Origin of the sequence: Sphingomonas sp. RIT328 (genome assembly GCF_000632225.1) — a bacterium.
GTDB classification, from domain to species: Bacteria; Pseudomonadota; Alphaproteobacteria; order Sphingomonadales; family Sphingomonadaceae; genus Sphingomonas; species Sphingomonas kyungheensis.
The window spans coordinates 13778-37269 of record NZ_JFYV01000019.1; the positions used below are offsets into that span (position 1 = coordinate 13778).

Below are 23492 nucleotides of genomic sequence, written 5' to 3' on the forward strand. Positions count from 1 at the left end.
TCAGGCCGCGATACCCTCGTCGACGTCGGCGTCCTCGTCGGCGTCGGCGCCGTCTTCGAGCCGCGCCTCGTCTTCGGCGAGCGCGTCGGCATCATCGACGGTGATGCCGAAGCGCGCGGCGACGTCGGGGGCGTAGCGCAGCAGGTCGGGGCGCAGCCGCAGCAGGCTGAGGTCCTTCGACTTGCCCTCCATCATCACGTCGAACACCAATCCTTCGGCCATGCGCATGAAGGTGGCGAATTCGAACGGGTTGGTGAAATCGGCATGGCCGGTCCAGATCGGCGGGCGCAGCACCGTCTTGATCCGCGCGGTCGCCTTGACCGGCGCCTTGAGCAATTCGCCCTTCTTCGCCGTGGCGCGGCCGGTCTTGGCTGCGGCGCGCTGCTTGGGCGTGATCTTCTGCTTGATCTCGCGCAGCTCGGTGCGCGGGCTGGAGAAATGGATCTTCGGCCGCACGCCGGCGGGCCAGGTCGCGAGGAACCGCTCCAGCGTCTCGCGCATGTCGAGCCGTTCGGGGTTGAGGCACCAGAAATGCTGATAGTCGAAGATCAGCCGCACGCCGGTGCGCTCGTGGATCCATAAGACGTCGGCGGCGGAGAAGCGGATGTCGTCATTCTCCAGCACCAGCCGGCGGCGGACATGCTCGGGGCATTGCTCCCAGCCGGCGATCCAGCGTTCGCGGCTGGCGTCATGATCGTCGTAGACGCCGCCGACATGGGTGATCATCACCGCCTCGTCGTCAAGCTCCATCCGGTCGAGCATCTCGGCTTGGCTCGACAGGTCCCAGATGCTCTTGGCGGTGAGATCGGGATTGGGCGCGTTGAGCAGGACATATTGCGACGGGTGGAAGGACAGGCGGATGTCATAGGCGCGCGCCTTGGCCCCGAAGGCGCGCAATTCCGCGTCGCTGTCGGCGACCATGGTGTGGAATTGCGGCATGTCGGGATGCGTCGCATAGGGCGCGATGTCCGACGACAAGCGGTACATGTCGAGCCGTTCCGACTTGAGATAGTCGAGCACGTCGTCGAGCAGTTCGAGCGAGCATTTGAGATGCGGGTTCTTCTGCCAGCGCCGCGTGTCCTGCGACTTGAGGCCGGGCCGCCCCATCACCTTGACCGGGAAGCCGAGGCGGAGCGGGCGTTCGGGGTCGGTCATGCGTCTACCTGTGCCTGGGGCAGGCCGAGGCCCGCGATGAACGTGTTCCACGCCGCGATCGGCAGCGCGCCGCCGGTCGCCTGCGCATGGCCGTTGCCGTAGCGGCCGTCCGCCTCGGGCGGGCGGTGTTCGGCGAGGAAGGCGATGAGATCGCGGCCGGTGGCGGAGCGCGCCGCGAAATGCACCCAGCCGGGCCGGTAGCCGCGGTTGGCGGCGATGACGATCTTGTCCTTGAGCCGCCCGCGCCATTGCTGCGCGATCAGCGGATGGATCTGGCAGGCGGTGTCGAGCCGGAGCAGCGCGACATCGCCGGCGACGAGCGGCGCGCTGCGCTTGGCGACGTCCATCGCCGCGCGCACCTCGGCCTTGGCGGCGTGCAGCGCGCGCGTGTCGTCGTCGTCGCCCTTGGTGATCGTCTTGGGGCCGTCGCCGCGCAGCAGCAGGCGCAGCGCCGGACCGGCATCGGCGGCGGCGGTGCGTCGCGGCGCGTTGATCAGCGCGGTGGCATCGCGCAGCGCGGTCTTGCCCCAGCGTGCCTGCGCCTCGGCCAGTTCGGGAAAGCCGGCGTCGTCCGCCATGTCGCCGATCAGCCCGATCGCGGCGAGCCAGAGCAGATCGCCCTGGTCACCGAGCGCGCCCGCCGCCCACCAGGCGAGCAGCGCGCTGGTCGGTTCGGGATCGAGGCCGTTGCCGCTGATCGTGACCGCATCCTGCGGCGTGCCGGTCGGGCGGTGATGATCGATGACCAGGGTCGGCGTGCCGGCGAGGACGGGGTCGGGACGCGTGCCGAGATCGGCGACGATCAGCAGCGCCGGGGCGAGCGCGGCGAGCCGCGCGGCGACCGCCTCGTCCCACGGGCTTTCGGTCTTGCCGATCACCAGCGGTTCGACGGTCCGGCCCCCCCGGCGCAGCGCGCGGACGAGGATCGCGACCGCGGTCAGGCCGTCCGCATCGAAATGGCCGAGCACGACGACCGGACCGTCGCCCCCGGCGCGATCGAGCGCCGTCGCCATCGCCGCCCGCGCCGCGGCGCGTGGGTCATCTGTTTGGAAAAGCTCGCCGATCATCGCTCGGGTAACGAAGCGGGGCGATGTCGGGTCCGCCGCGCCTCACCTATGTTGCCCGCCCCCGGCGAGGGCCATCTCTTATCGCAAATCACTGTAAGACCGATTGCATCATGATCGGCATGACAGCATGGTCCGGTACGGCATACCAATCGGGCGTCCGCAGGCCGTTTCGGCGTGATGCGACGATCAAGGGAGAGGATCGATGATCGACACCGCAGTCTCGCGGCGGACGTTACTGGCGGGAAGCGCGCTCGGCGCGCTCGCCGCGCTGCCCGTGCCAGCGGTCGCGCGGGTCCTCGCCGGCCAGACGGGGTCGCAGCCGGCCTTTCCGCTGATCGTCGCGGGCGCGCCGGCGACGGTGTTCGTCGATGCCGGCGCGGACAGCGCGGTGCGGCGCGTCGCGGCGAGCTTCGCCGAGGATCTCGGGCGGGTCGGCGGCACGCCCGCGCGGGTGGTCGATACGCCGGCGGCGCTGACCGGCACGGTGGTGATGATCGGCGTGCTCGGCGCCAGCCCGACGATCGACGCGCTGGTCGCGGCGGGCCGGTTCGACGTCGCCGACCTGCGCGGCAGCTGGGAAGCCTATCGCCGCGTCGTCGTCGATCATCCGATGCCCGGCGTCGCGCGCGCGCTGGTCATCGTCGGCGCCGACCGGCGCGGGGCGGTGTTCGGCACCTATGATCTGTCGGAGACGATCGGCGTATCGCCCTGGTATTGGTTCGCCGATGTCGCGGTGACGCGGCAGCGCAACGTGACGGTGCCGGCCGATCCGGTCGCCGACCGCCCCCGCGTCCGCTACCGCGGCTTCTTCATCAACGACGAGGATCCCTGCCTGTCGGGCTGGGCGAAGAAGCATTTCGGCGGGGTCAATGCGGCGATGTACGCGCATGTCTTCGAGTTGCTGCTGCGCATGAAGGGCAATTACCTGTGGCCCGCGATGTGGGGCAAGGCGTTCGCCGACGACGATCCGAACAGCATGGTGCTGGCGGATGCGATGGGCGTGGTGATGGGCAATTCGCATCACGAACCGATGCTGCGCGCGCAGGCGGAATGGCATCGCCACCACGACGAGGACCCGACGCGCGGCGGCGCCTGGGACTATAGCCGCAACCGCGACAATCTGCGCCGCTTCTGGCGCGGCGGAATCGAGCGGATGATGTCCAAGCCGGGCGGGCGCTATGAGTCGGTGGTCACCGTCGGCATGCGCGGCGACGGCGACGAGGCGATGGCGGAGGGCACCGCGACCGACCTGCTCGAGCGGATCGTCACCGATCAGCGCGCGATCATCGCCGACGTCACCCACCGTCCCGCCGCCGAGACGCCGCAGGTCTGGGCGCTCTACAAGGAGGTGCAGGATTATTACGACCACGGCATGAAGGTGCCCGACGACGTCACCTTGCTGTTCGCGGACGACAATTGGGGCGATATCCGGCGCCTGCCCGATCCGGCGGCGGCGCCGCGGCCGGGTGGCTACGGCATCTATTATCACTTCGATTACGTCGGCGTGCCGCGCAACTACAAATGGCTCAACACCAACCAGATCGAGAAGGTCTGGCAGCAGATGGACCTCGCCTATGCGCGCGGTGCGCGGGCGATGTGGATCGTCAACGTCGGCGACATCAAGCCGATGGAATATCCGCTGGGCTTCTTCCTCCAACAGGCGTGGAACCCGGAGGCGATGACGCCGGCGACGCTCGCCGCCTATCCGCGCGACTGGGCGGCGGCGACGTTCGGGCCCGCCCAGGCGGCGGCGATCGGCGAGATCGTCACCCTCTACAGCCGCTATGCCTCGCGCCGGAAGCCCGAGCTGATCGACGAGACCAGCTTCCCGCTCGGCGGCGTGACCGCGGACGGGCTCGACGGCGGCGTGTTCGGCGCGATGATCGTCGCCTGGGACGCGCTCGAGGCGAAGATGACCGCGGTGCGCGCGACGCTGCGGCCCGACCAGCTCGACGGCTGGTTCCAGCTGATCGAGTTTCCGATCCTCGCGGTGGCGAACCTCTACCGCATGTATTACGCCACCGCCTGGAACCGGCTGCTCGCGCGCAGCAACGACGCGCGCGCCAATTACTTCGCCGATGCGGTCGAGGCGGCCTATCGCCGCGACGGCGAGCTCACCCGCCAATATCACACGATCCACCACGGCAAGTGGGACGGGATGATGGCGCAGGTGCACATGAACTACGTCATCTGGAACGACCCGACTCAGCAGACCATGCCCTCGATCGTCCGGGTCGGCGGCGATACGCCGCGCGATCGCCAGCAGCCGCGGCCGCGCTTCGTCGCAAAGCCTGCGCCGGCGCGGGATCTGGTGGTGATCGCCGCGACCGACTTCGCCCGCACCGAGGATCGCGATGGGCTGCGCTGGACCAAGGTGGCGAACCTCGGCCATGGCGCCGGCACCGGCGCGATGGTCGCGCTGCCGCAGGGGCGGCCGTCGAGCGCGGCGGGCGAGGGCGCCTGGCTCGACTATGACGTCACGCTGCCGCGCGCCGGTGCGACGACGCTGACGCTCTACCTCGCGCCGACGCTCGACACGCTCAACCGGGGCGGGGTGCGGATCGGCGTGTCGGTCGACGGCGGCGCGATGCGGCCGGTGCAGGCGGCGTTGCAGGCGACCGGCGGATCGGCGGACAAGCCCGATCAGGCGCGCTGGGCGACGGCGGTCTGCGACAACACTGTCCGCCTCGCGCTCGATCTCGGCGCGCTTGCCGCGGGGCGGCACCGGCTGCGCCTGTCGCGGATCGACGACAATGTCGTGGTCGAGACTTTGGTGCTGAGCCAGGGCGCGGCGGCACCGGCCTATCTGGGCGCGTGAGCGATGCTGCTATAATCTAGCGGTCGTCCTCATGGCGGGAGATGCGGTGTGTCACGGATCGGGTTGCTGGCGTCTGCTCTCGTCGGGCTCGGCCTTGCCGGCGCGGCTGTGGCACAGTCCGGCAGCCTCGCGCCGTCGCCCGCCAGGATCGCCGTCCCCAAGGTCGAGCGGGCCGGCGTGTGGCAGCCGACGCCGGGCGGAACGCAGGTGCCGCTGTGGCCGGCGGGCGTCGCTTTGGCCAAGCCGGACAGCGGCGATCATCCCGAGGCGACCGGCAACGGGTCGCCGCTGGTCGGCGGGCGGATGTGGCATTGGGCGAGCTATGTCACCCGGCCGACGATGACGCTCTACAGGCCGAAGGGGCGGAATACCGGCGCGGCGATGATGGTCCTGCCGGGCGGCGGCTTTTACGCGGTCGCGACCGACCTCGAGGGCACCGAGATCTGCGACTGGGTGGTGCGGCAGGGCATGACCTGCGCGATGGTCAAATACCGGACGCCGCAGGTCTGGGAACGGGCGGCGGGACAGCCGCAGCAGCGGCCCAAGGTGCTGCTCGGGCTGGAGGATGCGCAGCGCGCGATGGGCCTGCTGCGGCAGCGCGCCGCCACCTACGGCATCGATCCGCACCGGATCGGCGTGATCGGCTTTTCCGCGGGCGCCTATCTGGTCGCCGACATGAGCAACACGGTCGAGCGCAGCTATCCGCTGACCGATGCTGCCGACCGCCAGTCGCCGCGGCCGGACTTCGCGATCCTCGCCTACGGGGCGCGGATGCTTGACGCCGGCAAGGGCCGCAACAGCCTCGACCTCAAGCCCTGGGTGAGGATCAGCCCGAAGGCGCCGCCGACGCTGATCCTCCACGCGATGAACGATCCGACCGACAATGTCCGCCAGGGCATGGCCTATGCGCTGGCGCTCACCGACGCCGGCGTGCCGGTCGACATGCGCCTGTATGCCAGGGGCGGCCACGCCTTCGGCCTCCGCCCCACCGCCGACCCGATCACCCGCGAATGGCCGGGGCAGGTGCGGCAGTGGTTGGAGGATCTGGGGGTGCTGCCGCGATGAGGGCGCTGCACGATAGACTTTGTCTTCCGCTTGGACGGGAGGGGGGACTCTGCGATGACGCTGACGCGAGTCCCCGCCCGAATTTTAGAAGTCGAAAGACAATTGTAGGCGTGCGCTCCGTGCATTCTGATATTGGGTCACGATGCGGTAGTAAGGCGACGCCTTGCCTTCGCCGTCGGTGCCAACCTCACTCAAGTTGAGCTTTGGCTGGCGATTGAAGAGGTTGAACACGGTAGCTCGCAGGGTCATCGCCGCCGAGCCGACGTCGAACTTATAGCTCACGTCGAAGTCGTTGACGATGAGCCAGTCACTCTTGAAGACGGAGCCACGGGGAATAAGCTGGACCGGGCGTGACACCGTCGGGTCTGTATTGATCGAGCCATCTGCATTCACCTGACAGAATAGCCCCGCCGCACCATAGGCCGCTGCATACGGATCGATGCTCTCGGGCACCCGGCCGATGCAGCCATAGCGGCGCGGCGAGAAGGCTTGCAGCTTCCCGCCGATATTCAGCCGGTCGAAGAGAAGATAGCTACCGGCCAACTTGATGACGTGGCGTTTGTCGTTAGGCGAATACCCATAGGTCCCTAGCGTCAGTCCCGGCTGATCGAAATCCGTGGTCAGGCCGGTGTCGCTCTGCCCATTGTCGGTCTTTACGCCGCCTTCGTAATTACCGATCGTCTTGGAATAGGTATAGGATGCATCAAGGCTCCATATGCCGTCAAATTCGCGATGCGCCTCAAAGGTCATGCCTTTGTAGGTACGCCGCGCCTTCGGATAACCTAGATCGGCGGCAGAAAAATCGACGGTGCGAAGCGCCGCTTCTCCATTGATCGGATTTGCCAGGGTAACTCGCGCCGTGCTGCCCGGGTTGATGAGCACGTATTGATGAAAGCCGTTCCAGATTGCGTTGCAGCCGCTGATCTTCTGTTTGCCGCAATAGGCGTTGACCGCCTGATCGATCGATGAATCTTCGAGGACGTCATTGAGTTTCGTGTAGGTGAAATATGCGCCGACCTTCCAGCGCGCGCCGAGCCGCTTTTCATAGCCGAGGATGTATTCGTCGGCGGATTGCGGTTTCAGTCCCTGGGCCACCGTGGTTTCCGCAGACTTCGGCGTGCCGTTGCCGGTGACGCTGCACGCCAGCGCGCCGTCATCAAGGCACGCGGCCGCATTGGTATAAAGGATCGGGCTGCCGAGGATCGGGATGTTGGCGTTGGTAAGTCCGTTGAACAGTGCTGTCCGAGTATAATAGGTCTCACCTCCGGTCAGACGGATGTTGGTATTGGAGGCAACGGGCACGAACAGACGACCGAAGCTGCCGTAGATCTTGTCGCGACGATTGCCCACCGGATCGAAGGTAAAGCCGAGGCGTGGGCCCCATTGGTTGCCGGACTTGTAGAAGGTCTGGCTGAGAGCATTGTTGTTTGTGAAGCGATCATTGCGGATGCCGAGGCTCAGGTTGAGCCGGTCGCCGAACATCGCCCAGCTATCCTGCAGATAATAGGCTTCATTGAGCGACGCGAACGTGCCTTCATTAAAGTAGGTCGTGCGGCGGACATAGTCTGTGCCAGCCGCAAGATTATAGGGGTTCCCTGCCTGAGCGGTGTAGATGGTGTAGGAAAGGCCATCGCCGCCACCGCTTGATGCGGTGGTGGACGTCAGTTCCTCACGATCATAGCCGCCCTTGACGTGGTGCGATCCGAGAAGCTTGAAATAGAGGTCGGCATCACCACGATAGAACTTGCGAATGTCATGATCGTCGCTGCGACCACCGCTCGATCGGGTCAGCGGGACGACGGCAAGCGGATTGCGTGCGTCGGTTACGGGCGGCACATTGCCGTTGGTGTCGTTGAAGGATTGCGACACATAGCTGTTCTCATTGCGGCCATAGGCAGCCGACAGGGTCAGCCACTTGCTAAACACGCCCGTGTACCGGCCGACGTAGTTTTCGCCGCCGTACGAGGCAAGCGTTCGGCCGGCGTAGCTTCCGTCTGTGTTGGTGAGATAGTTATAGCGTGTGTAGCCGCGGGCGGCGCTGCCGAAGGTGTTGAAGAACTGGTTGCCCTTGGTGCTCCAATAGGTGGCTTCGAGCCGCTGACCGCTGACAATCACCGCGTCGATCTTGCCGCCATAAAAAGGTGACGACGTGCCGAAATACGTGCGCGATGTGCCGAGATATTTGTTCGGATTGTCGATGTCCGCCGTGCGGGGATCGCCGAGGAACTGACGACCGGCGCTGACCGAGCTGTCATTGCGCGCTTGGTACAGGCCGTAGAAGAACAGGTGATCCTTGATGATCGGGCCGGAGAGCTGGAACGTGGTCGAGCGCGAGTCTGCACGGCTTCCGTCATTGTCTGAAAAGAAAGTATCGCGCGTGCGCGTCCGCAACTCGTGAGGATTCCACGAGAACAAGATGCCGCCATGAAATTCGTTGGATCCGGATTTGGTCGTCGCGCTGGTAAAGCCACCGGTTGAGCGGCCGAACTCTGCCGCATAGCCGCCGGATTTGACCTCGATGGTCTGGTAGAAATCAAACGGAACGCCCGCAGGGCTCAATCCTTTGCGGAAGTCGGTGATGTTAAGGCCGTTCACGAAGAATGCATTCTCCGAGACAGCGCCGCCGTTGACCGATGCGAGCCCGCCGAAGGCGCCCGAGCCGCTTGCCGTACCAGGCGCCAGCAGGAGAACCGAGGTCAGGTCCCGGGCCACGGGCAGGCGGGCCGCCACATCCGCGACGTTGATGACCTGGCCTGTCGTCGTCAGGTCGAAATCCGTAGTGGCAATACGTTTGCTGGTTACGACGATGTCCGTTCCGCCGGTTTCGCTACTGCCCGCTTTGGCAAGGCGAAATTGGTTCGATGCCGACCCCGGCGCAAGCGTCACGTCCGTTTCCACATAGGTGTCATAGCCGTCTGCGTCGACGGTGAATTGGTATCTGCCCTGCCGCAGCTCCGGAATGCTGTAGACGCCGCTTGTGTTGGTCGTGACGGTTCGGGTGAAACCCTGATCGATGGACCGGATAGTGACATGTGCATTGCTGATAGGGTGGCCGGCGGCATCGAGCACTGTTCCGCTCGCGCTGAAACTGGAGAAACCTTGCGCCTTTGCGGTCGGTATCATTGCGCTGCCAGCGATGGTGAGGGCCATGAGGCCCATCGCCACCGAAGCCAATAATTGGGACCGCAGTTTTTGATCTTGCTTTTCCATATGATCCACCTCTTATCCCTGTGCCTTTTTGTCCGGTTATCGTATCCGGTATACGAAGACTGACCATTGCGGACATGAACACAATGGCGTTTTCGGAGAGACGGGCAAAATCTCCCGACCTGTCGTAAATTTGTCACGATCGCGACCGGGCCTTGAGGGAGCTCCTCGGTCGAAGCCGCTACGGACGCAGCTCATCGATTCACCCCTTGATACAATATAACATGGCGCTATGGGGCGACGCCTTGGTTCAGGGGAAAGCGATCATGACCTCCTATCTCGTCGGCGTCAGCCTGTTGTCGATCCTCGCCGCGCCGGCGCTGGCGCAGACCGGGGCCGATCCTGCCGCGCCGCCCGCGGCCTCCACGCGCGCGGCCGCGTCGAACGACATCATCATCACCGCGCCGGTGCAGCAGAGCGAGCGCGACGTGCTCCAGGGAACGTCGGTGCTCGCCGGCGAGGCGCTGACGCGCAACCTGCGGCCGACGATCGGTGAGACGCTGGCGCGGTTGCCGGGCGTGTCGGCGACGTCGTTCGGGCCGTCGGCGTCACGGCCGATCCTGCGCGGCTTCCAGGGCGAGCGCATCCGCGTGCTCACCGACGGGATCGGCTCGATCGACGTGTCCAACACCAGCGTCGATCATGCGGTGATCATCGATCCGCTGCTCGCCGAGCGGATCGAGGTGCTGCGCGGCCCGTCGGCGCTGCTGTTCGGATCGTCGGCGGTCGGCGGCGTCGTCAACGTCATCGACACGCGCATCCCGCGCTCCGTGCCCGACAAGGGCTATCGCCTCGCCGGCATCGCCAATTACGGCAGCGCCGCCAGCGAGCGATCAATCGAGGGCGCGGGCGATGTCGCGGTCGGCCAGCATCTCGTGCTGCATGCCGACGGATCGTACCTCAAGTCCGACGATCTGCGCATCGGCGGCTATGCCTTGTCGCGCGCGGCGCGGGCGGCGGCGGCGAGCCAGATCGGCCTGCCGCAGGACAGCGAGGAGCCGATCGACTTCGCCGCCTCGACCCGCATCCGCGGCCGCCTGCCCAATTCGGCCGCGGAGACGTGGACCGCGGGCGTCGGTGCGGCGATCATCACCGACACCGGCAACCTCGGCGTGTCGTACAGCCATTACGACAGCCTCTACGGCGTGCCGATCCGCTATGCGACCGCGGTCGGGCAGGAGCAGGAGGCGCCGCGCCTCTCCGTGGTGCAGAACCGCTACGATCTGCGTGGCGAGGTGCAGACCGGCGGCGGCGTGCTCGATCGCATCCGCATCCGCCTCGGCCATGCCGATTACCGCCATTTCGAGCTGGAGGAGGACGGCAGCGTCGGCACCGCCTTCTACAACAACGGCACCGAAGGGCGGCTCGAACTGGTCCAGGCGAACCATGGCGGCTGGAGCGGCGCGTCGGGCGTGCAATATTTCAACCGGCTGTTCAACGTCGTCGGCGACGAGGCCTTTCTGCCGCGCAACGCCACCGACCAGACCGGGCTGTTCACGCTGCAACAATTCGCCAGCGGGCCGTTCCGCGCCGAAGGCGGGCTGCGCTACGAATGGAGCACGCTCGCCGCCCGCGCCGATCAGGACAATCGCTTCTTCAGCGGGCAGCGCAGCTTCCAGGCGCTGTCGGGGTCGCTCGGCGCCTCTTATGCGCTGAGCGATGCGGTGCGGATCGGCATCAACGGTTCGCGCACCGAACGCGCGCCCTCGGCGGAGGAGTTGTTCGCCAATGGCGGCCATGCGGGGACGCAGGCCTATGAGCTCGGCAGCCCCGACTTCCGGCTGGAAAAGTCATGGGGCCTCGAAGCGACGCTGCACGCGCATACCGCCGGGGTGAATTTCGACGCCTCGGCCTATTATAACTGGTTCAGCAACTATATCTCGGAGAACCAGGTCGATCCGTCGGTCTGCGTCGCCGCCGCCTCGCCGTCCGGCCGCGTCGTCGACCTGCCCTGCTTCCAGTATCAGCAGGCGGATGCGCGCTATTACGGGTTCGAGGCGGACGTGTCGGCGACGCTGTTCCGGCTGGGGCAGGTGCGCGTCAACGGCGACCTGCTCGGCGATTACGTCCATGCCTCGATCGTCGATCTGGGGCCGGTGCCGCGCATCCCGCCGGCGCGCGTGCTCGGCGGACTCGAGGCGCAGGGCGACCGCTTCACGCTGCGCGGCGAGGTCGAGCATCTGTTCGAGCAGAACCGCATCACCGCGTTCGAGACGCCGACGCAAAGCTATACGATCGCCAATGCGAGCCTCAGCCTGTCGCCGTTCGGGCGCGACAGCAAGACGACGCTGCTGCTCTCGGCGAACAATCTGTTCGACGTCAACGTCCGCCGCCACGCGAGCTTCCTCAAGGATTTCGCGCCGCTCGCCGGACGCGACCTGCGCGCCACATTGCGCTTCGCGCTATAGGCGCCGCCGCCGCGGCGTGCCGCTCAGCCCTTCGCGGGCGGCACGCTGCGCGTCGCATCGAGGAAGGCGGTGACCCAGACGAGCGGGGCGTTCCAGTTGATCGCCACCTCGTTCACCGTGAACGCCTGCCAGTCGTCGCGCCAGCAGGTCTGGCCGATACAGCCCTTGAGCTGCGCGTCGGCGGTGCCCGCGCCGTCATTGGGGCCGCCCGACAGCACGCCCGGCGGCGGCGCGGGGAAACGCGGATCGGCTGCCTGCGCCCAGAAGCGGTGGTGCGGATGGCGCATCGGCCGGCTGCCGAAGCCGGTGACGTAGGAGCGATCGAGCGCGTTGCGGCCGAAGACGTAGTCGGCGACGTCGATCATCGCGGCGCGATAGGCGGGGCGATGGCTGATCTGCCATGCGACGCCGAGCAGCATCGCGCGGTTGAGCAAGGTCGCGTTGGAGCCCCAGACGTATTTCCGGCCTGCCAGCGGCAATTGGTAGCCGCTGCGCGCGCGCTCGGCGAGCAGCCGGTCGGCGAGGCGCAGCAGCTGCGCGCGGATCGCGGCTTCGGTCGCCGCGGGCAGGCGGTTGGGCGTCGTCGCCAGCGTCATCATCCCGGCGAGCGCGGTGCTGCCCCAGCTGAGATCGACGCCGTCGTCGACCAGATAGGGCGAGGTGGTGATGACCTGGGCATAGGCCGGATCGCCGGTGGTGACGAACAATTGCGCCGCCGCCCAGAAGCGTTCGTCGCTCACCGTCCTGTCGCCATAGCCGCCGCTGCCGGTGAAGTCGGAGCTGGCATAGAGATCGGGCACGCGCGTGGCCGCCGCCCAGCCGCGTGTCGCGGCGGCGAGGGCGGCGGCGGCGAAGGCGGGGTCGCGCTCGCGCCAGATCCGCGCCGCCTGCGCCGCGACCGCGACCATGTTGAGCGTCGCCGCGGTGGTCGGCGGATAGAGGAAGCGCGGCATCGGATCGGCGGCGGGCGCGGTCGGCAGCGGCGTCCAGGCGACGTCGGCGACCTTGCTGTGGACGAGGCCGCCCGCATCGATGGTGCGGAAATCGCGCGCCGGCGCCCCGCGATCGGTGGTGAAGGCGACGGTGAGCGAGCGACCGGCGGGGATTTGCATCGCGAGCAGGAAGCGCACCTCGACCTTCGCCTCGTCGAGCAGATCGTCGGTGCCGTTGCCGTTCTCGGGCAAGGCGAGCCGTCCGTCGGCGAAGGCGTTCGCATCGCCGAGCGCGGCGAGCCGTTCGTGCAGATCGAGCAAGGTCCAGGCGGATAGGCCGCCGTTGACGACATATTTGCCCTGGTCGCCGGCATCATACCAGCCGCCGGTGGTGTCGAGCGTATAGTCGCAGCCCGGCCAGGTGACGCCGCGCTGGTCGCGGCCGTGGAAACAGGTGACGCGCTCGTGCGGATGACCGGCGGCGCGGGCGAGGTCGGGACGCGGCACATAGCGCGCGAGGATCGGTACGCCGCTGCGCTGCTGGTAGAAGAAGCTCATCGCCGCGGTGGCGGCATCGGCATAGGGGCGATCGAGGATCGCGAACGGCTGGCTGCGCGCGCTGCCGACGGCGAGCCGATAGCGGCCGGGGCGCGTCACGCTATCGAAGCGGATGCGCGCGACGCGCTCGCCCGAGCCGGGATCGACGCCGAACGGCTCGGTCGTGCCGTGCGCCACCGTGCGCCCGGCGGTGTCGAGCAATTGCCAGTCCTGCGGCGCCTCCGTCGGCGTGGCGAGGATCGCGGTCTTGGGGCCGTGCGTCTCGTAACCGATCTGGTCGACGCGGATCGGACTGGCCGCGGGTTCCGGCGCGGGCGCCGCGGCGGCGAGGATCAGCGCGAGCGGAATCGTCCACAGGCCTCGGTTGCGTCGCATCGCTCGTCTCCCCCCAATCAGCTGCGCCTTCATAGCGACTGAAAATGCAATTGAAGCAGCTATTTAGTCTATAACTCAGGGCAGGGCCGATCGTCTCGGCCGGTGCCGCTGCCGGGGAAGGTGACGGCGCCGGTGGTGGCGCCGTCACGATCGGTCAGAACGAATATTTCAGGCTGGCGAGCGCGGTCGTCCCCGAATTGACGATGTCGGAGATCGCCAGCGAGCGGCGGCCGATATGCGCCCAATAGGTATAGCTGTTGAACAGATTGGCGATCGAGACGTCGCCCTTCACGCCATGGCCGAAATCGGCACCGACGTGCAGGTCGACGCGCCGGATCGGCCGCACCCAGCGCTGATCCCAGCCGGTCGGCTGACCCAGATAGCTGTACGATTCGAGATAGGCGCCGGTGTAGCTGTAGAGGGCGTCGATCGAGAGTCCGTGCAGCGCATAGAAGACGCGGCCCTGTGCGATCACGTCGGGGGCGTTCTGGATCGGCGCTTCGTTGCCGCCACCGATATCGACCTTGGTCCACTGGCGGGTCAGGTTGGCGCCGATCCCGAAGCCGCGCAGCGCGCCGGGCAGCTCGACGAAGGTCTTCTGCGTCTGGAATTCGAGCCCGTAGATATTGCCGCCGCCGCCGTTGCGCGGCTGGTTGACGAAGGTCTGGTTGGTGCCGTCGCTGGTCGCGGTGTTGAGCAGCATCGTGCCGCTGTCGTACATGTAGTTGCGCAGCCGCTTGTAATAGCCGCCGAGCATCGCATAGCCCGAGGGCGCGAAATTCCATTCGACCGACGTGTCGACGTTGGTCGCACGGATCGCCTTGAGATCGGGATTGCCCTGCACGATCGTGGTCTTGCCGTCGTCGCCGGTCCGGCTCGTCGCGCTGCCACCCAATTGGAAGAAGGGCGGGCGCGTGTAGGATTGCCAGATGTCGCCGCGGGCGACGATGCCGGACGTCGGCCGCCAGTTGACGAACAGGCTGGGCAGCAGCGCGTCGTAATGCGAGCGATTGCCGGCGAAGGCGCCGGGCTGCTCGACCTTGCCGACGTAACGGATCTGCCAATAGGTGTTGCGGATGTCGGTATGTTCGAAGCGGATGCCGGGGATGATCTCCACGTCGCCCGTCTTCAGCGTCGTGGTCGCATAGCCGGCGCTGACCGTCTCGCTGCCCTTGAGCGTGCCGCAATTGCGGTTGTTGACGTACAGATCGCCGCAGGTGTCGAAGCTGTTGTACGGCGTCCCGTCGAAATTGGCGGCGAATTGATATTTGTTGAAGAGGTCGAACAGCGCCTGCTTGTCGAAGCGCGGCAGCGACCATTCGTACAGGCCGGGATAGGTGTGCGCATAACGGCCGCCGGTCAGGCCCAAGGCGGCCCAGGTCGCGGTCTTGCCAAGGTAATTGGCGACATAGTCGGTCGTCCAGTCGCGGCTGGTGACGGTGCGGCGGCTGGTCTGCACCTTGGCGCCGAACGCGACCGACTGCACGATCCCGGCCTGATCCGACAGATCGCGGCTGAAGTCGATCCGGCTGCCCCATTTGCGCTGGCCGCTGAACTGTTCGGTGAGCTGGCCGGCGCGGCGGGCGGGCAGCACATCGGCCGCATGGTCGAAGGCGTCGAAGATCGCCGGATTGAGCAGGGCGACCGGATATTCGTCGCGATAGCCGATCGACTGGCCGCCGAGCGGATATTTCGCGCCGTTAGTATATTTGTCCGACTGGTTGCTGCGCGCCGAGGCCTCGATATGATTGGGCCGGTTGTTGTGGCCTTCGCTGAAGAACAGTTCCGGGGCGATCTTCCAGCCGCCGAGCTGCGCCGCGCCGCCGAACGCCGCGGTGGCGAGGATCGACGTTTCGGGATTGGTCTCGAAATAATTGCGCACCGAAACCGCCGGCACGACGAGCTGGTAGCGATCCGTACCTGCCGTCTGCACCCATGACTTGGTGCCGCCGTTGAACTGCGCGAGGGTCGAATCCTGCGTCGTCATCGCCTTGGCATAGCTGCCGCGCAGATAGAGCTGCGTGCCGTCCGCGCCGCGCCAGTCGAGCGAGCCGTTGCCGCCGAAGCGGTTGGTCGCGCCGCTCGACACGCCCGCGTCGAAGCCGGTCAGCGCCGCGTTGCGTTCGGGATCGAGGCCGGGATAGGCGTGGCCCTTGGCATCGGCGGCATTGGCATAGCCCCAGCTGCCGTCGTCATGCGCCGATTGCGCGCCGCGGATCTCGCTGTTGGTATAGGTGCGCCGCTCGAAATAGCCGCTGACGTAGACGCCCATCTGATGATCGGGGCCGAAACGCGTCGACAGCGCCGCCGCGGCGCCGCCGCCCAGCCCGTCGTCGTGATATTTGCGCGCGCGCGTCTCGATCCGGCCGAGCGCGGTCAGGCTGCCGTGCGGCGCGTCGCCATAGTCGAAGGCGGTCGGCGTGCGGAAATCGACGGTGCCGCCGATCGCATCGCCGTCCATGTCGGCGCGCGACGCCTTGTTGAGCACGATCGTGTTGAGGCCGGTCGGCGGCAGCAGGCTGAGCTGCACGCCGCGGCTGTACGGCTGGCCCTGCGCGACGTTGACGCCGTTGATTAGGTTGACGTTATATTCGGAATTGAGACCGCGGATCGCGACATACATACCCTCGCCGCGCGACGCGCCGTCGACTCCGCCGATGAACGACGAGCCGGTGTTGACGACGTTGACGCCGGGCAGCAGGCCGAGCGCCTCGGCGACGTTGTGCACGGCGGTGTGGCGCAGATCCTCCTCGGAGAGCACGGCGATCGGCTGCGCCGCGGCGAACTGGATGGCGGCGGCCTGTTTGCGCGTGCCGATGACGACGATGTCGCCGGCGCGATCGTCCCGGCCCGAGGCGCCGGCAGCCGTGGCGTCCGCGGCGGCGGCCTGCGCCGGCTCCTGCTGCGCGAGCGCCGGTGCGGCGCAGATGGTCATCGTGCCGGCCAGCAGCACGCTCTTGAATGGCAATCGCAACATGTCAGTCCCCCAAAATGAGTCCACCCGCCCTTCGCGGACGAAGGACGGGTGCAGCCGGAAGGACGCAGCGCCGGTGGAGATTCCCCATCGGCAAAAAGGATCGTTTTGGTCATATCCCTGTCACCGATCGGCCCTAACGTGTCGCGAGGCGATGATTGCAAGGACGGGTGGAGTGACGCTGGCGCCAATCGACGCTGCCGAAATCAACGCGCTGCGCCAGTATCTTCGCCGCCGGCTGCGCGATCCCGCCGATGTCGACGACCTGATGCAGGACGTCTATCTGCGGCTGCTCACCACTCAGGCGTCAGCGGTCGACCATGCCGCGGGCTATCTCCGGCGGATCGCCGCCAATCTGATGATCGACCGGCATCGCCGGCAGGTGACGCGGTTGTTTGACCGGCATCTGCCGCTTGACGACAGCATCGCCGCCGCCGGCGCGCTCGGTCCGGATCGCGCCGTCGCGGCGCGCCAGCAGCTGCGCCGCCTCGACGCCGCGCTCGATGCGCTGCAACCGATCGCGCGTGACACGTTCCTGCTCGTGCGCGTCGAGGGGCTGAGCCACAAGGAGGCGGCGCGGCGGATCGGCGTCACCCCCAAAGCGGTGTCGCATCACGTCGAGCGGACGCTGGCGCGGCTCGCCGACCGGTTGGAGATGGTCGAGTGAGCGGCCGGCGCTCCCGCGCGCTGCGGCTGTTCGCCGCCGCGACGATCGGGCTCGGCCTCGTCGGCGCGGCACCGGCGGCGCGTCCCGACCTGCGCGTGATGACCTTCAACGTCCGCTATCCCAATCCGGACGACGGCGCCAATCGCTGGGCCGACCGGCGCGCGCTGTTCGTCGCCACCGTCCGCGCGGCGGATCCGGACGTGATCGGCACGCAGGAGCTGTTCCAGGCGCAGGGCGACGACATCGTGCGGGCGCTGCCGCGCTTCCGCTGGTTCGGGTGCGACCGGTTCGGCGGCCATGCCGACGAGCATATGGGGATCGTCTATCGGCGCGACCGGCTGCGGCTGCTGCGTCACGGTCGCTTCTGGCTGTCGCCGACGCCGTCGCGGCCGGGCAGCCTCGGCTGGGGCGCGACGCTGCCGCGGATGGCGAATTGGGGCGTGTTCGAGACGCGCGCGACGCCGCGCTGGCGGTTCCTGCTGCTCGATACGCATCTCGCCAATCGCGACAGCGAGGATGCGGTGGCGCGGCAGCGTTCGGCGGCGCTGATCGCGCGCCGCCTGCCGGCGCTGGCGCACGGGCTGCCGATCGTGCTGACCGCCGATCTCAACGCGGTGCCGGACAGCGCGGCGCATCGACGGCTGACGGCGCTGCTCACCGACGTCTGGGAGCAAGCGGAGCTGCGCGCAGGGCCGGCGGGGACCTTTCACGACTTCACCGGCGTGCCGGGCGACCGGATCGACTATATCCTGGTGCGCGGCTTCCGGCCGGTGTCGGCGCGGGTGCTGACCGATCATGACGGCAAGCGCTATCCGTCGGACCATTTCCCGGTCGTCGCCGATCTCGATCGGACCGCGCGCTGATCGCTCAGCCGCGGTGCGGGCTGAGTGCGATCACCGCCGCGCCGATCAGGCACAGGCCGGTGCCGGCGCAATCGTAGCGATCGGGCCGGACGCCTTCGACACGCCACAGCCAGAGCAAGGCGGCGGTGATGTAGATGCCGCCATAGGTCGCATAGGCCCGCCCGGCCGCCGCCGCCTCGACCCGGGTGAGCAGCCATGCGAAGGCGACCAGCGCGAGGCATCCCGGGATCAGCCACAGCGGCGAACGCGCCATCCGCAGCCACGCCCAGAAGGCGAAGCAGCCGGCGATCTCGGCAAGCGCGGCGGCGGCGTAGAGGACGAGCGTCATCGCCAGCCCATAACAGGTCGCGGCCGGATTGGGGACGCGCGGGCGTCCGTCGACGGCACCGCGACGGCGAGGCGTGATGGTGCGCGCGCCGCTGTCGCCTCGCGTCGCGCCCGTGTCGCGGAAGTGCAAGCAACGCGCGCTAGGCTCGCCGCGCCATGGCCAGCGCCCCACTCCTATCGCCCGGGCGGCCCGCCGTTTCGATGCAGCTCGGCTATAGCCTCGGCAATCTCGGCAAGAGCGTCGTGCTCACCGTGTTCGATACCTTCCTGCTCTATTATCTGGTGCGGATCGCCGGGGTGGCGCCGCTCGCGGCGGGCGGGCTGCTGGGCGCGGTGATGCTGTGGGACGGCGCGGCGGATGTCGGTGTCGCCTTCCTGACCGATCGCTCCGGCCATGTCGGCGCGTTGCGCCGGCTGGTGCTGATCGGCAGTCCGCTGTGCGCGATCAGCTTCTGGCTGATCTTCACGCTGCCGCCGGCCGACGGGTCGTGGCCGATCGCGCTTGCGGTGATGCTGTGCCGCGCCGGCTTCGCGCTCTGCGACATCGGGCACAATACGCTGATCGTCCGCTTTGCCGCCGATCCGCGCATCGCGGCGGGCGTGTCGGGGATGCGGCTGATCTGCAGTGCCGGCGGGGTCGGGCTGGTCGGGCTGGCGACCGCCGCGATCCTGACCGCGCCGCCGGCCGCGCGCGCGGCGACGATCGCCGCGGCGGCGATGATCGGCGGCGCGCTCTATGCCGGTACGCTGCTGGTCGCCGTGGTCGCGACGCGACGGCTGCCGGTGCCGCCGACGCCCGGCGGCGAGCGGCGCAGCGCTGCGGCGGTGATCGGCGACCTGTGGCGCAACCCGCCGTTCCGGCGGCTGCTCTGCCTGCTGCCGCTGCAATCGGGGCTGGTGCCGCTGTTCGTGCGGGCGCTCGCCTTCACCGGCGAGGCGACGCGCGGCGGCGCGCAATGGGCGGGACCGGCGCTGGCGACGATCGCGCTCGCGCAGGCGCTGTCGCTGCCGGTGTGGATGGTCGCCGCACGCTGGCGGCGTCCGCAGGCGCTGCTGGTGCTGGCGCATGGTGCGATGCTCGTCGCGCTCGCGATGCTCGCCGCCACGCTGGGTGCGGGCGTCGACGTCATCGGGCTGACGCTGATCGGCATCGCGCAGGCGGGGATGAACATGGCGATCTGGGCGATGCTGGCGATCGCGGTGCATCGCGGCGCGGGCGAGGGGGTGATGGACGAGGCGCTGCCGGTCGGCGTCTTCCTCGCCGTCATCAAGGCAAGCGGCGGTCTGGGCCATGCGCTGCTCGCGCTCGTCGTCGCCGCGGCGGCCTGCCCGCGGTGCGGCGCGACGCCGGGAATGGTCGCGACGATCGCCTGGCTGCTGCCGGCGCTGGGCTGCGGCGGCGTGCTCTGGCTGGTCCGGGGCAGCCGGCGATCGCCCGCCCCGCTTAGGGTTCCGGAGACCGTCGCATCCGCCCCGTCATGAAAGTTCATTTTATATTTGACGACAGCTGATGAATAGGTCAGACCAATCATGCCGTTAGGCATCCTCCCCAACAGGATTCTCGGGGCCGCTTCGGCGGCCCTCTTTTTTTGCCCGCCGCCTAGAGGTCGTGCAGCACCCCCTTCAGGGCATCGTCCTCGAGCGCCCGGCCGGCACCCAGCGCGACGCAGAGCAGCGGCGATTCGGCGACCGTCACCGGCAGGCCGGTGGCGCGACTCAGCGTCTCGTCGAGCCGCCGCAGCAGCGCGCCGCCGCCGGTCAGCACGATCCCCTGTTCCACGATATCGGCGGCGAGCTCGGGCTCGATCTGTTCGAGCGTCTTCATCACCACCTCGACGATCTGCGCGACGAGGTCGGCGATCGCATCGGCGATCTCGCTCTGGCCGATGCCGATCTCCTTGGGGATGCCGTTGGTGAGATCGCGGCCGCGGACGCGCATCTGCAGGTCGTTGCCGTCCGCCGGGCGGCAGGCGGCGCCGATCTGCTGCTTGATCCGCTCGGCGGTCGCCTCGCCGATCATCAGATTGTGCTTGCGGCGGATGTGCGAGGCGATCGCCTCGTCGAGCTTGTCGCCGCCGACGCGCACCGAATTGCTGTAGGCGAGCCCGCCAAGCGACAGCACCGCCGCCTCGGTGGTGCCGCCGCCGATGTCTACGACGAGGAAGCCGACCGGGGCGGTAATCGGCAGCCCGGCGCCGATCGCCGCGGCGAGCGATTCCTCGATCAGCGACACCTTGGCGGCGCCGGCGCTGGTCGCCGCCTGACGGATCGCGCGCCGCTCGACCTGCGTCGAATTGGCGGGGACGCAGATCACCAGCCGCGGGCTGCGCATCCGCCGGCCGCTGTCGCCGTGCACCTTGCGGATGAAATGCTTGATCATCTGCTCGGCGACGTCGATGTCGGCGATGACGCCGTCGCGCAAGGGGCGGATCGTCTCGACGCCCTGCGGCGTCTTGCCCATCATCAATTTGGCGTCGGCGCCGACCGCGAGCACCTTGGGCACGCCGTTTCGCGTCTCGATCGCCACCACCGAGGGTTCGTCGAGCACCATGCCGCGGCCGGCGACGAACACCAACGTGTTCACGGTGCCAAGGTCGATCGCCATGTCGTGGGAGGCGAAGCCGAAGGGCAGGGACAGGCGCAGGGGAATACCTCGTCAGCAGGAGAGACCCGCCGCATTGGGCCTGCACCGGGCAGCGTCAACCAGTGTTGCGCCCATCGGCCTGCCGCGACGGACGGATGGTTTCAGAAGGACATAGCCGCAGCTTGCCGCGCTCGTGCCGGGGGCGTAGATCGCCGGGGATCGTGGCTGCCCCTCTCCCTCCCGCCGGCAACGACGCGGCCGCATGCGACTTCGTCGTCATCGACGTCGAGACCGCCTGCGCGCGGGTGAGCAGCATCTGCCAGATCGGCATCGTCGGCTTCGGCGACGGCGGCGAGCTGTTCAGCTACGAGACGTTGCTCGACCCGTGCGACGACTTCCACCCGATCAACACGCGCATCCACGGCATCGCCGCGCATCACGTCATCGGCCGGCCGACCTTCGCGCATGTCCATGCCGCGATCGGCCGCCATCTGGCCGGGCGCGTCACCGTCGCGCATTCGTCGTTCGACAAGGGCGCGCTCGCCGCGGCGTGCCGGGTGCATGCGCTGCCGGAGATCGCGACGACCTGGCTCGACAGCGTGCGGGTGGCGCGACGCGCCTGGCCCGATCTGCCCAATCACAAGCTTGGCGGGCTGGCGCGGTTCCTCGGCATCCCGCACCGCCACCATGATGCGCTGAGCGATGCGCGCGCCGCCGGCTGGGTTATGCTGCACGCGATCGAGCAGACCGGCCTGTCGCTCGCCGACTGGCTCGCGCCGCCGGTCAGGCGGGCGCGTGCCGCCCGCGCCGCGCCCCCCGCCGCCACTGGCGATAGCCGAGAACCGCCAGCAGCGTGATCGCCGCATAGAGGCCGGCGGTCAGCCACAGGGCCTTGACGATGAACATGCCGACATAGGTGACGTCGACGATGATCCACAGCAGCCAGCTTTCTGCATGGCGGCGCGCGGTCCAATATTGCGCGACGAGACTGAAGCTGCTCAGCGTCGCGTCCATCCACGGCAGCGCGGCATCGGTGTAGCGACTGGTCAGCCAGCCGAACGACGCGGCGGCGATCGCGCCGATGGCGAGGCCGGCGACCGCCTGCCGCGCGGGCAGCGGCGCCACCGCCACCACGCCGCTGTCGCGCACGCCGCGCAGCCAGGCGAGCCAGCCGTAGAGGATCGCGATGCCGAACGCGCCCTGCAACACCATGTCGGCATAGAGCCGCACGTCGAGGAACAGCTTGGCGTAGAGCGCGCAGGCGAGCAGGTTGACCGGCCAGCACAGCATCCGCCGCCGCGCGGTCAGCCAGATGCCCGCGAAGCTGACGACGACTGCGACGATCTCGAGCGGGCTCATCCGCCCGTCCCGTGGATCGTCGCGAGCAGGGCGCGTCCCGGCGGCGTCGCGAACCAGCCGACATGGCCGATCGCATATCCGTCCCACGCCAGCGCGGCGGCGGCGGGATCGTCGACCACCGCGGTGAAATAATCGGCTTCCGACAGCGCGAATTCGAGGTGACTGAGCGGCAGCAGCCGCGCGATCGTCGCGCGATCCGCCGCGCCGAGCGGCCGCACCGCGGCATAGCCGGCGAGCAGCGCGGTGACCGCGGCGGGATCGGCGATGGCATCGGTCTGCGGCAGGTCGAGCCAGTTCAGCATCCGCTCGATCGCGGTGGCGATATCCTGCACCGCGCAGCTGCGGTCGGCGAGGCCGAAGTCGATCACCGTCCGCACCGTGCCCTGCGGCGTCCACAGCAGGTTGGACGGATGCCAGTCGTTGTGCGTCCACAGCGACGGCTGGTCCGCTAGCCCGGCCAGCCCCCCGGCATGCTGCGCGAGAACGGCGGCGAGCTGCTCCTGCCACGGCCGCGTCGCCAGAAAGGCGGCGAGCCGCGGTCGTGCCGCGACATAGGCCCGCGCCGCGGCGAGCGGATCGGGTGCCGGGAGGATGGTATAGCTGGCGATCAGCGGCGCGGCCGCGCGCGGCGGTGCCGCATAGTCGCGCGCCGCCTCGTGCAGCCGGGCGAGCATCACGCCCGCGGCATAAGCATGGTCGTGCGACAGATAGGGCGTCCACGACTGGCGCTCGCGATACAGATCGATGCCCGGTGCGGCGACGTGCAGCTCGTAGCAAGAGGAGCCGATCGCGACCGCGCGCGCGCCGTCGTCGCTCGCCAGACCCTGCGGCACCGGCAGGCCGGCGTCGGCGAGATGCGCGATGAAGCGATGCTCTTCGGCAAGTGCGGCGACGCTGCGGATGCTGCGGTGATGCCGCTTGAGCAGCAGTGCGCCGCGATCCGTATTGATCAGCGCTGCCGCCGAGAAGGGCCGCGGCGAATGCCAGCGCAGCGCCGCGAACCGCCCCGCGGCGGGAAAGCGCGCGATCACCGCCGCCGCCTCCGCCGCAGTGATCGGCGGCCAGACCGGCGCTTCGAGCGCCTCGCCCATGCCGTGAACGCGATGCGCGTCGGGATCGGCGGCGCGCGCCAC

At 68.3% G+C, this 23492-nt stretch carries 16 protein-coding genes; 7 read left to right on the forward strand and 9 right to left on the reverse strand.

Annotation, left to right across the window (positions count from 1 at the left end; translation table 11 throughout):
• Positions 1-1155: a UV DNA damage repair endonuclease UvsE gene (uvsE, locus tag BW41_RS09820; protein ID WP_037534039.1), complete on the reverse strand. Its 1155-nt coding sequence runs from the start codon at positions 1153-1155 to the stop codon at positions 1-3.
• Complete coding sequence (locus tag BW41_RS09825; RefSeq protein ID WP_051583424.1) at positions 1152-2168, reverse strand: DHH family phosphoesterase; 1017 nt, start codon at positions 2166-2168, stop codon at positions 1152-1154. The genes uvsE and BW41_RS09825 overlap by 4 nt, the downstream gene beginning before the upstream one ends.
• A 256-nt stretch (positions 2169-2424) precedes the next feature.
• On the opposite strand from BW41_RS09825, the gene BW41_RS09830 reads away from it, so the two are divergent.
• Together BW41_RS09830 and BW41_RS09835 are read left to right on the forward strand one after the other, a co-directional pair.
• A complete protein-coding gene (locus BW41_RS09830; RefSeq protein WP_037534043.1) occupies positions 2425-5040 on the forward strand; it encodes a glycosyl hydrolase 115 family protein in 2616 nt (871 codons plus the stop codon).
• 48 nt (positions 5041-5088) lie between these two features.
• Entirely contained in the window at positions 5089-6105 is a 1017-nt protein-coding gene (locus tag BW41_RS09835; protein WP_037534045.1) for an alpha/beta hydrolase, read from the forward strand.
• Between the two features lie 84 nt (positions 6106-6189).
• Here the strand turns inward: BW41_RS09835 and BW41_RS09840 are convergent, their stop codons facing one another.
• Positions 6190-9315, reverse strand: coding sequence for a TonB-dependent receptor (locus BW41_RS09840; protein WP_081793026.1), 3126 nt, complete (start codon positions 9313-9315; stop codon positions 6190-6192).
• 263 nt (positions 9316-9578) lie between these two features.
• Between BW41_RS09840 and BW41_RS09845 the strand changes: the two genes are divergently transcribed.
• Positions 9579-11720 carry a TonB-dependent receptor gene (locus tag BW41_RS09845; protein WP_037534047.1) on the forward strand — a complete coding sequence of 714 codons (2142 nt, stop codon included), beginning with the start codon at positions 9579-9581 and terminating at the stop codon, positions 11718-11720.
• Between the two features lie 23 nt (positions 11721-11743).
• Here BW41_RS09845 and BW41_RS09850 read toward each other — a convergent pair whose 3' ends face one another.
• Together BW41_RS09850 and BW41_RS09855 are read right to left on the reverse strand one after the other, a co-directional pair.
• Positions 11744-13585 (reverse strand): glycoside hydrolase family 9 protein, encoded by a 1842-nt coding sequence (locus BW41_RS09850; protein WP_037534048.1) that lies wholly within the window; start codon positions 13583-13585, stop codon positions 11744-11746.
• Positions 13586-13739: 154 nt separating this feature from the next.
• Positions 13740-16562 (reverse strand): TonB-dependent receptor, encoded by a 2823-nt coding sequence (locus tag BW41_RS09855; protein WP_051583415.1) that lies wholly within the window; start codon positions 16560-16562, stop codon positions 13740-13742.
• Positions 16563-16734: 172 nt separating this feature from the next.
• Between BW41_RS09855 and BW41_RS20525 the strand changes: the two genes are divergently transcribed.
• Positions 16735-17226 carry an RNA polymerase sigma factor gene (locus tag BW41_RS20525; RefSeq protein ID WP_051583416.1) on the forward strand — a complete coding sequence of 164 codons (492 nt, stop codon included), beginning with the start codon at positions 16735-16737 and terminating at the stop codon, positions 17224-17226.
• On the forward strand, positions 17223-18089 hold the full coding sequence (locus BW41_RS09865) for an endonuclease/exonuclease/phosphatase family protein (protein ID WP_037534049.1): 867 nt from the start codon (positions 17223-17225) through the stop codon (positions 18087-18089). The genes BW41_RS20525 and BW41_RS09865 overlap by 4 nt, the downstream gene beginning before the upstream one ends.
• Before the next feature lie 4 nt (positions 18090-18093).
• Here the strand turns inward: BW41_RS09865 and BW41_RS09870 are convergent, their stop codons facing one another.
• Positions 18094-18417, reverse strand: a complete 324-nt coding sequence (locus tag BW41_RS09870) for a YnfA family protein (RefSeq protein ID WP_037534082.1) — start codon at positions 18415-18417, stop codon at positions 18094-18096.
• A gap of 155 nt (positions 18418-18572) precedes the next feature.
• Here BW41_RS09870 and BW41_RS09875 point away from each other — a divergent pair, with 155 nt between their 5' ends.
• Entirely contained in the window at positions 18573-19898 is a 1326-nt protein-coding gene (locus tag BW41_RS09875; RefSeq protein WP_081793028.1) for an MFS transporter, read from the forward strand.
• 118 nt (positions 19899-20016) lie between these two features.
• Here BW41_RS09875 and BW41_RS09880 read toward each other — a convergent pair whose 3' ends face one another.
• Positions 20017-21060: a rod shape-determining protein gene (locus tag BW41_RS09880; protein ID WP_037534050.1), complete on the reverse strand. Its 1044-nt coding sequence runs from the start codon at positions 21058-21060 to the stop codon at positions 20017-20019.
• Between the two features lie 161 nt (positions 21061-21221).
• On the opposite strand from BW41_RS09880, the gene BW41_RS09885 reads away from it, so the two are divergent.
• Positions 21222-21857, forward strand: coding sequence for an exonuclease domain-containing protein (locus BW41_RS09885; protein ID WP_235199720.1), 636 nt, complete (start codon positions 21222-21224; stop codon positions 21855-21857).
• Here the strand turns inward: BW41_RS09885 and pnuC are convergent.
• Complete coding sequence (gene pnuC / locus BW41_RS09890) at positions 21784-22359, reverse strand: nicotinamide riboside transporter PnuC (RefSeq protein ID WP_037534051.1); 576 nt, start codon at positions 22357-22359, stop codon at positions 21784-21786. The two genes, BW41_RS09885 and pnuC, sit on opposite strands and share 74 nt — an antisense overlap.
• A complete protein-coding gene (locus tag BW41_RS09895) occupies positions 22356-23450 on the reverse strand; it encodes a phosphotransferase enzyme family protein (protein ID WP_037534086.1) in 1095 nt (364 codons plus the stop codon). The genes pnuC and BW41_RS09895 overlap by 4 nt, the downstream gene beginning before the upstream one ends.
• Positions 23451-23492 lie beyond the last annotated feature (42 nt).

Bases quoted from the DNA above. Each gene is read 5' to 3' on its own strand.
- uvsE (WP_037534039.1), bottom strand. From the start codon at position 1,155: ATGACCGACCCCGAACGCCCGCTCCGCCTCGGCTTCCCGGTCAAGGTG.
- BW41_RS09825 (WP_051583424.1), bottom strand. From the start codon at position 2,168: ATGGCGACGGCGCTCGATCGCGCCGGGGGCGACGGTCCGGTCGTCGTG.
- BW41_RS09830 (WP_037534043.1), top strand. From the start codon at position 2,425: ATGATCGACACCGCAGTCTCGCGGCGGACGTTACTGGCGGGAAGCGCG.
- BW41_RS09840 (WP_081793026.1), bottom strand. From the start codon at position 9,315: ATGGAAAAGCAAGATCAAAAACTGCGGTCCCAATTATTGGCTTCGGTG.
- BW41_RS09845 (WP_037534047.1), top strand. From the start codon at position 9,579: ATGACCTCCTATCTCGTCGGCGTCAGCCTGTTGTCGATCCTCGCCGCG.
- BW41_RS09850 (WP_037534048.1), bottom strand. From the start codon at position 13,585: ATGCGACGCAACCGAGGCCTGTGGACGATTCCGCTCGCGCTGATCCTC.
- BW41_RS09855 (WP_051583415.1), bottom strand. From the start codon at position 16,562: ATGTTGCGATTGCCATTCAAGAGCGTGCTGCTGGCCGGCACGATGACC.
- BW41_RS09870 (WP_037534082.1), bottom strand. From the start codon at position 18,417: ATGACGCTCGTCCTCTACGCCGCCGCCGCGCTTGCCGAGATCGCCGGC.
- BW41_RS09875 (WP_081793028.1), top strand. From the start codon at position 18,573: ATGGCCAGCGCCCCACTCCTATCGCCCGGGCGGCCCGCCGTTTCGATG.
- pnuC (WP_037534051.1), bottom strand. From the start codon at position 22,359: ATGAGCCCGCTCGAGATCGTCGCAGTCGTCGTCAGCTTCGCGGGCATC.
- BW41_RS09895 (WP_037534086.1), bottom strand. From the start codon at position 23,450: ATGGGCGAGGCGCTCGAAGCGCCGGTCTGGCCGCCGATCACTGCGGCG.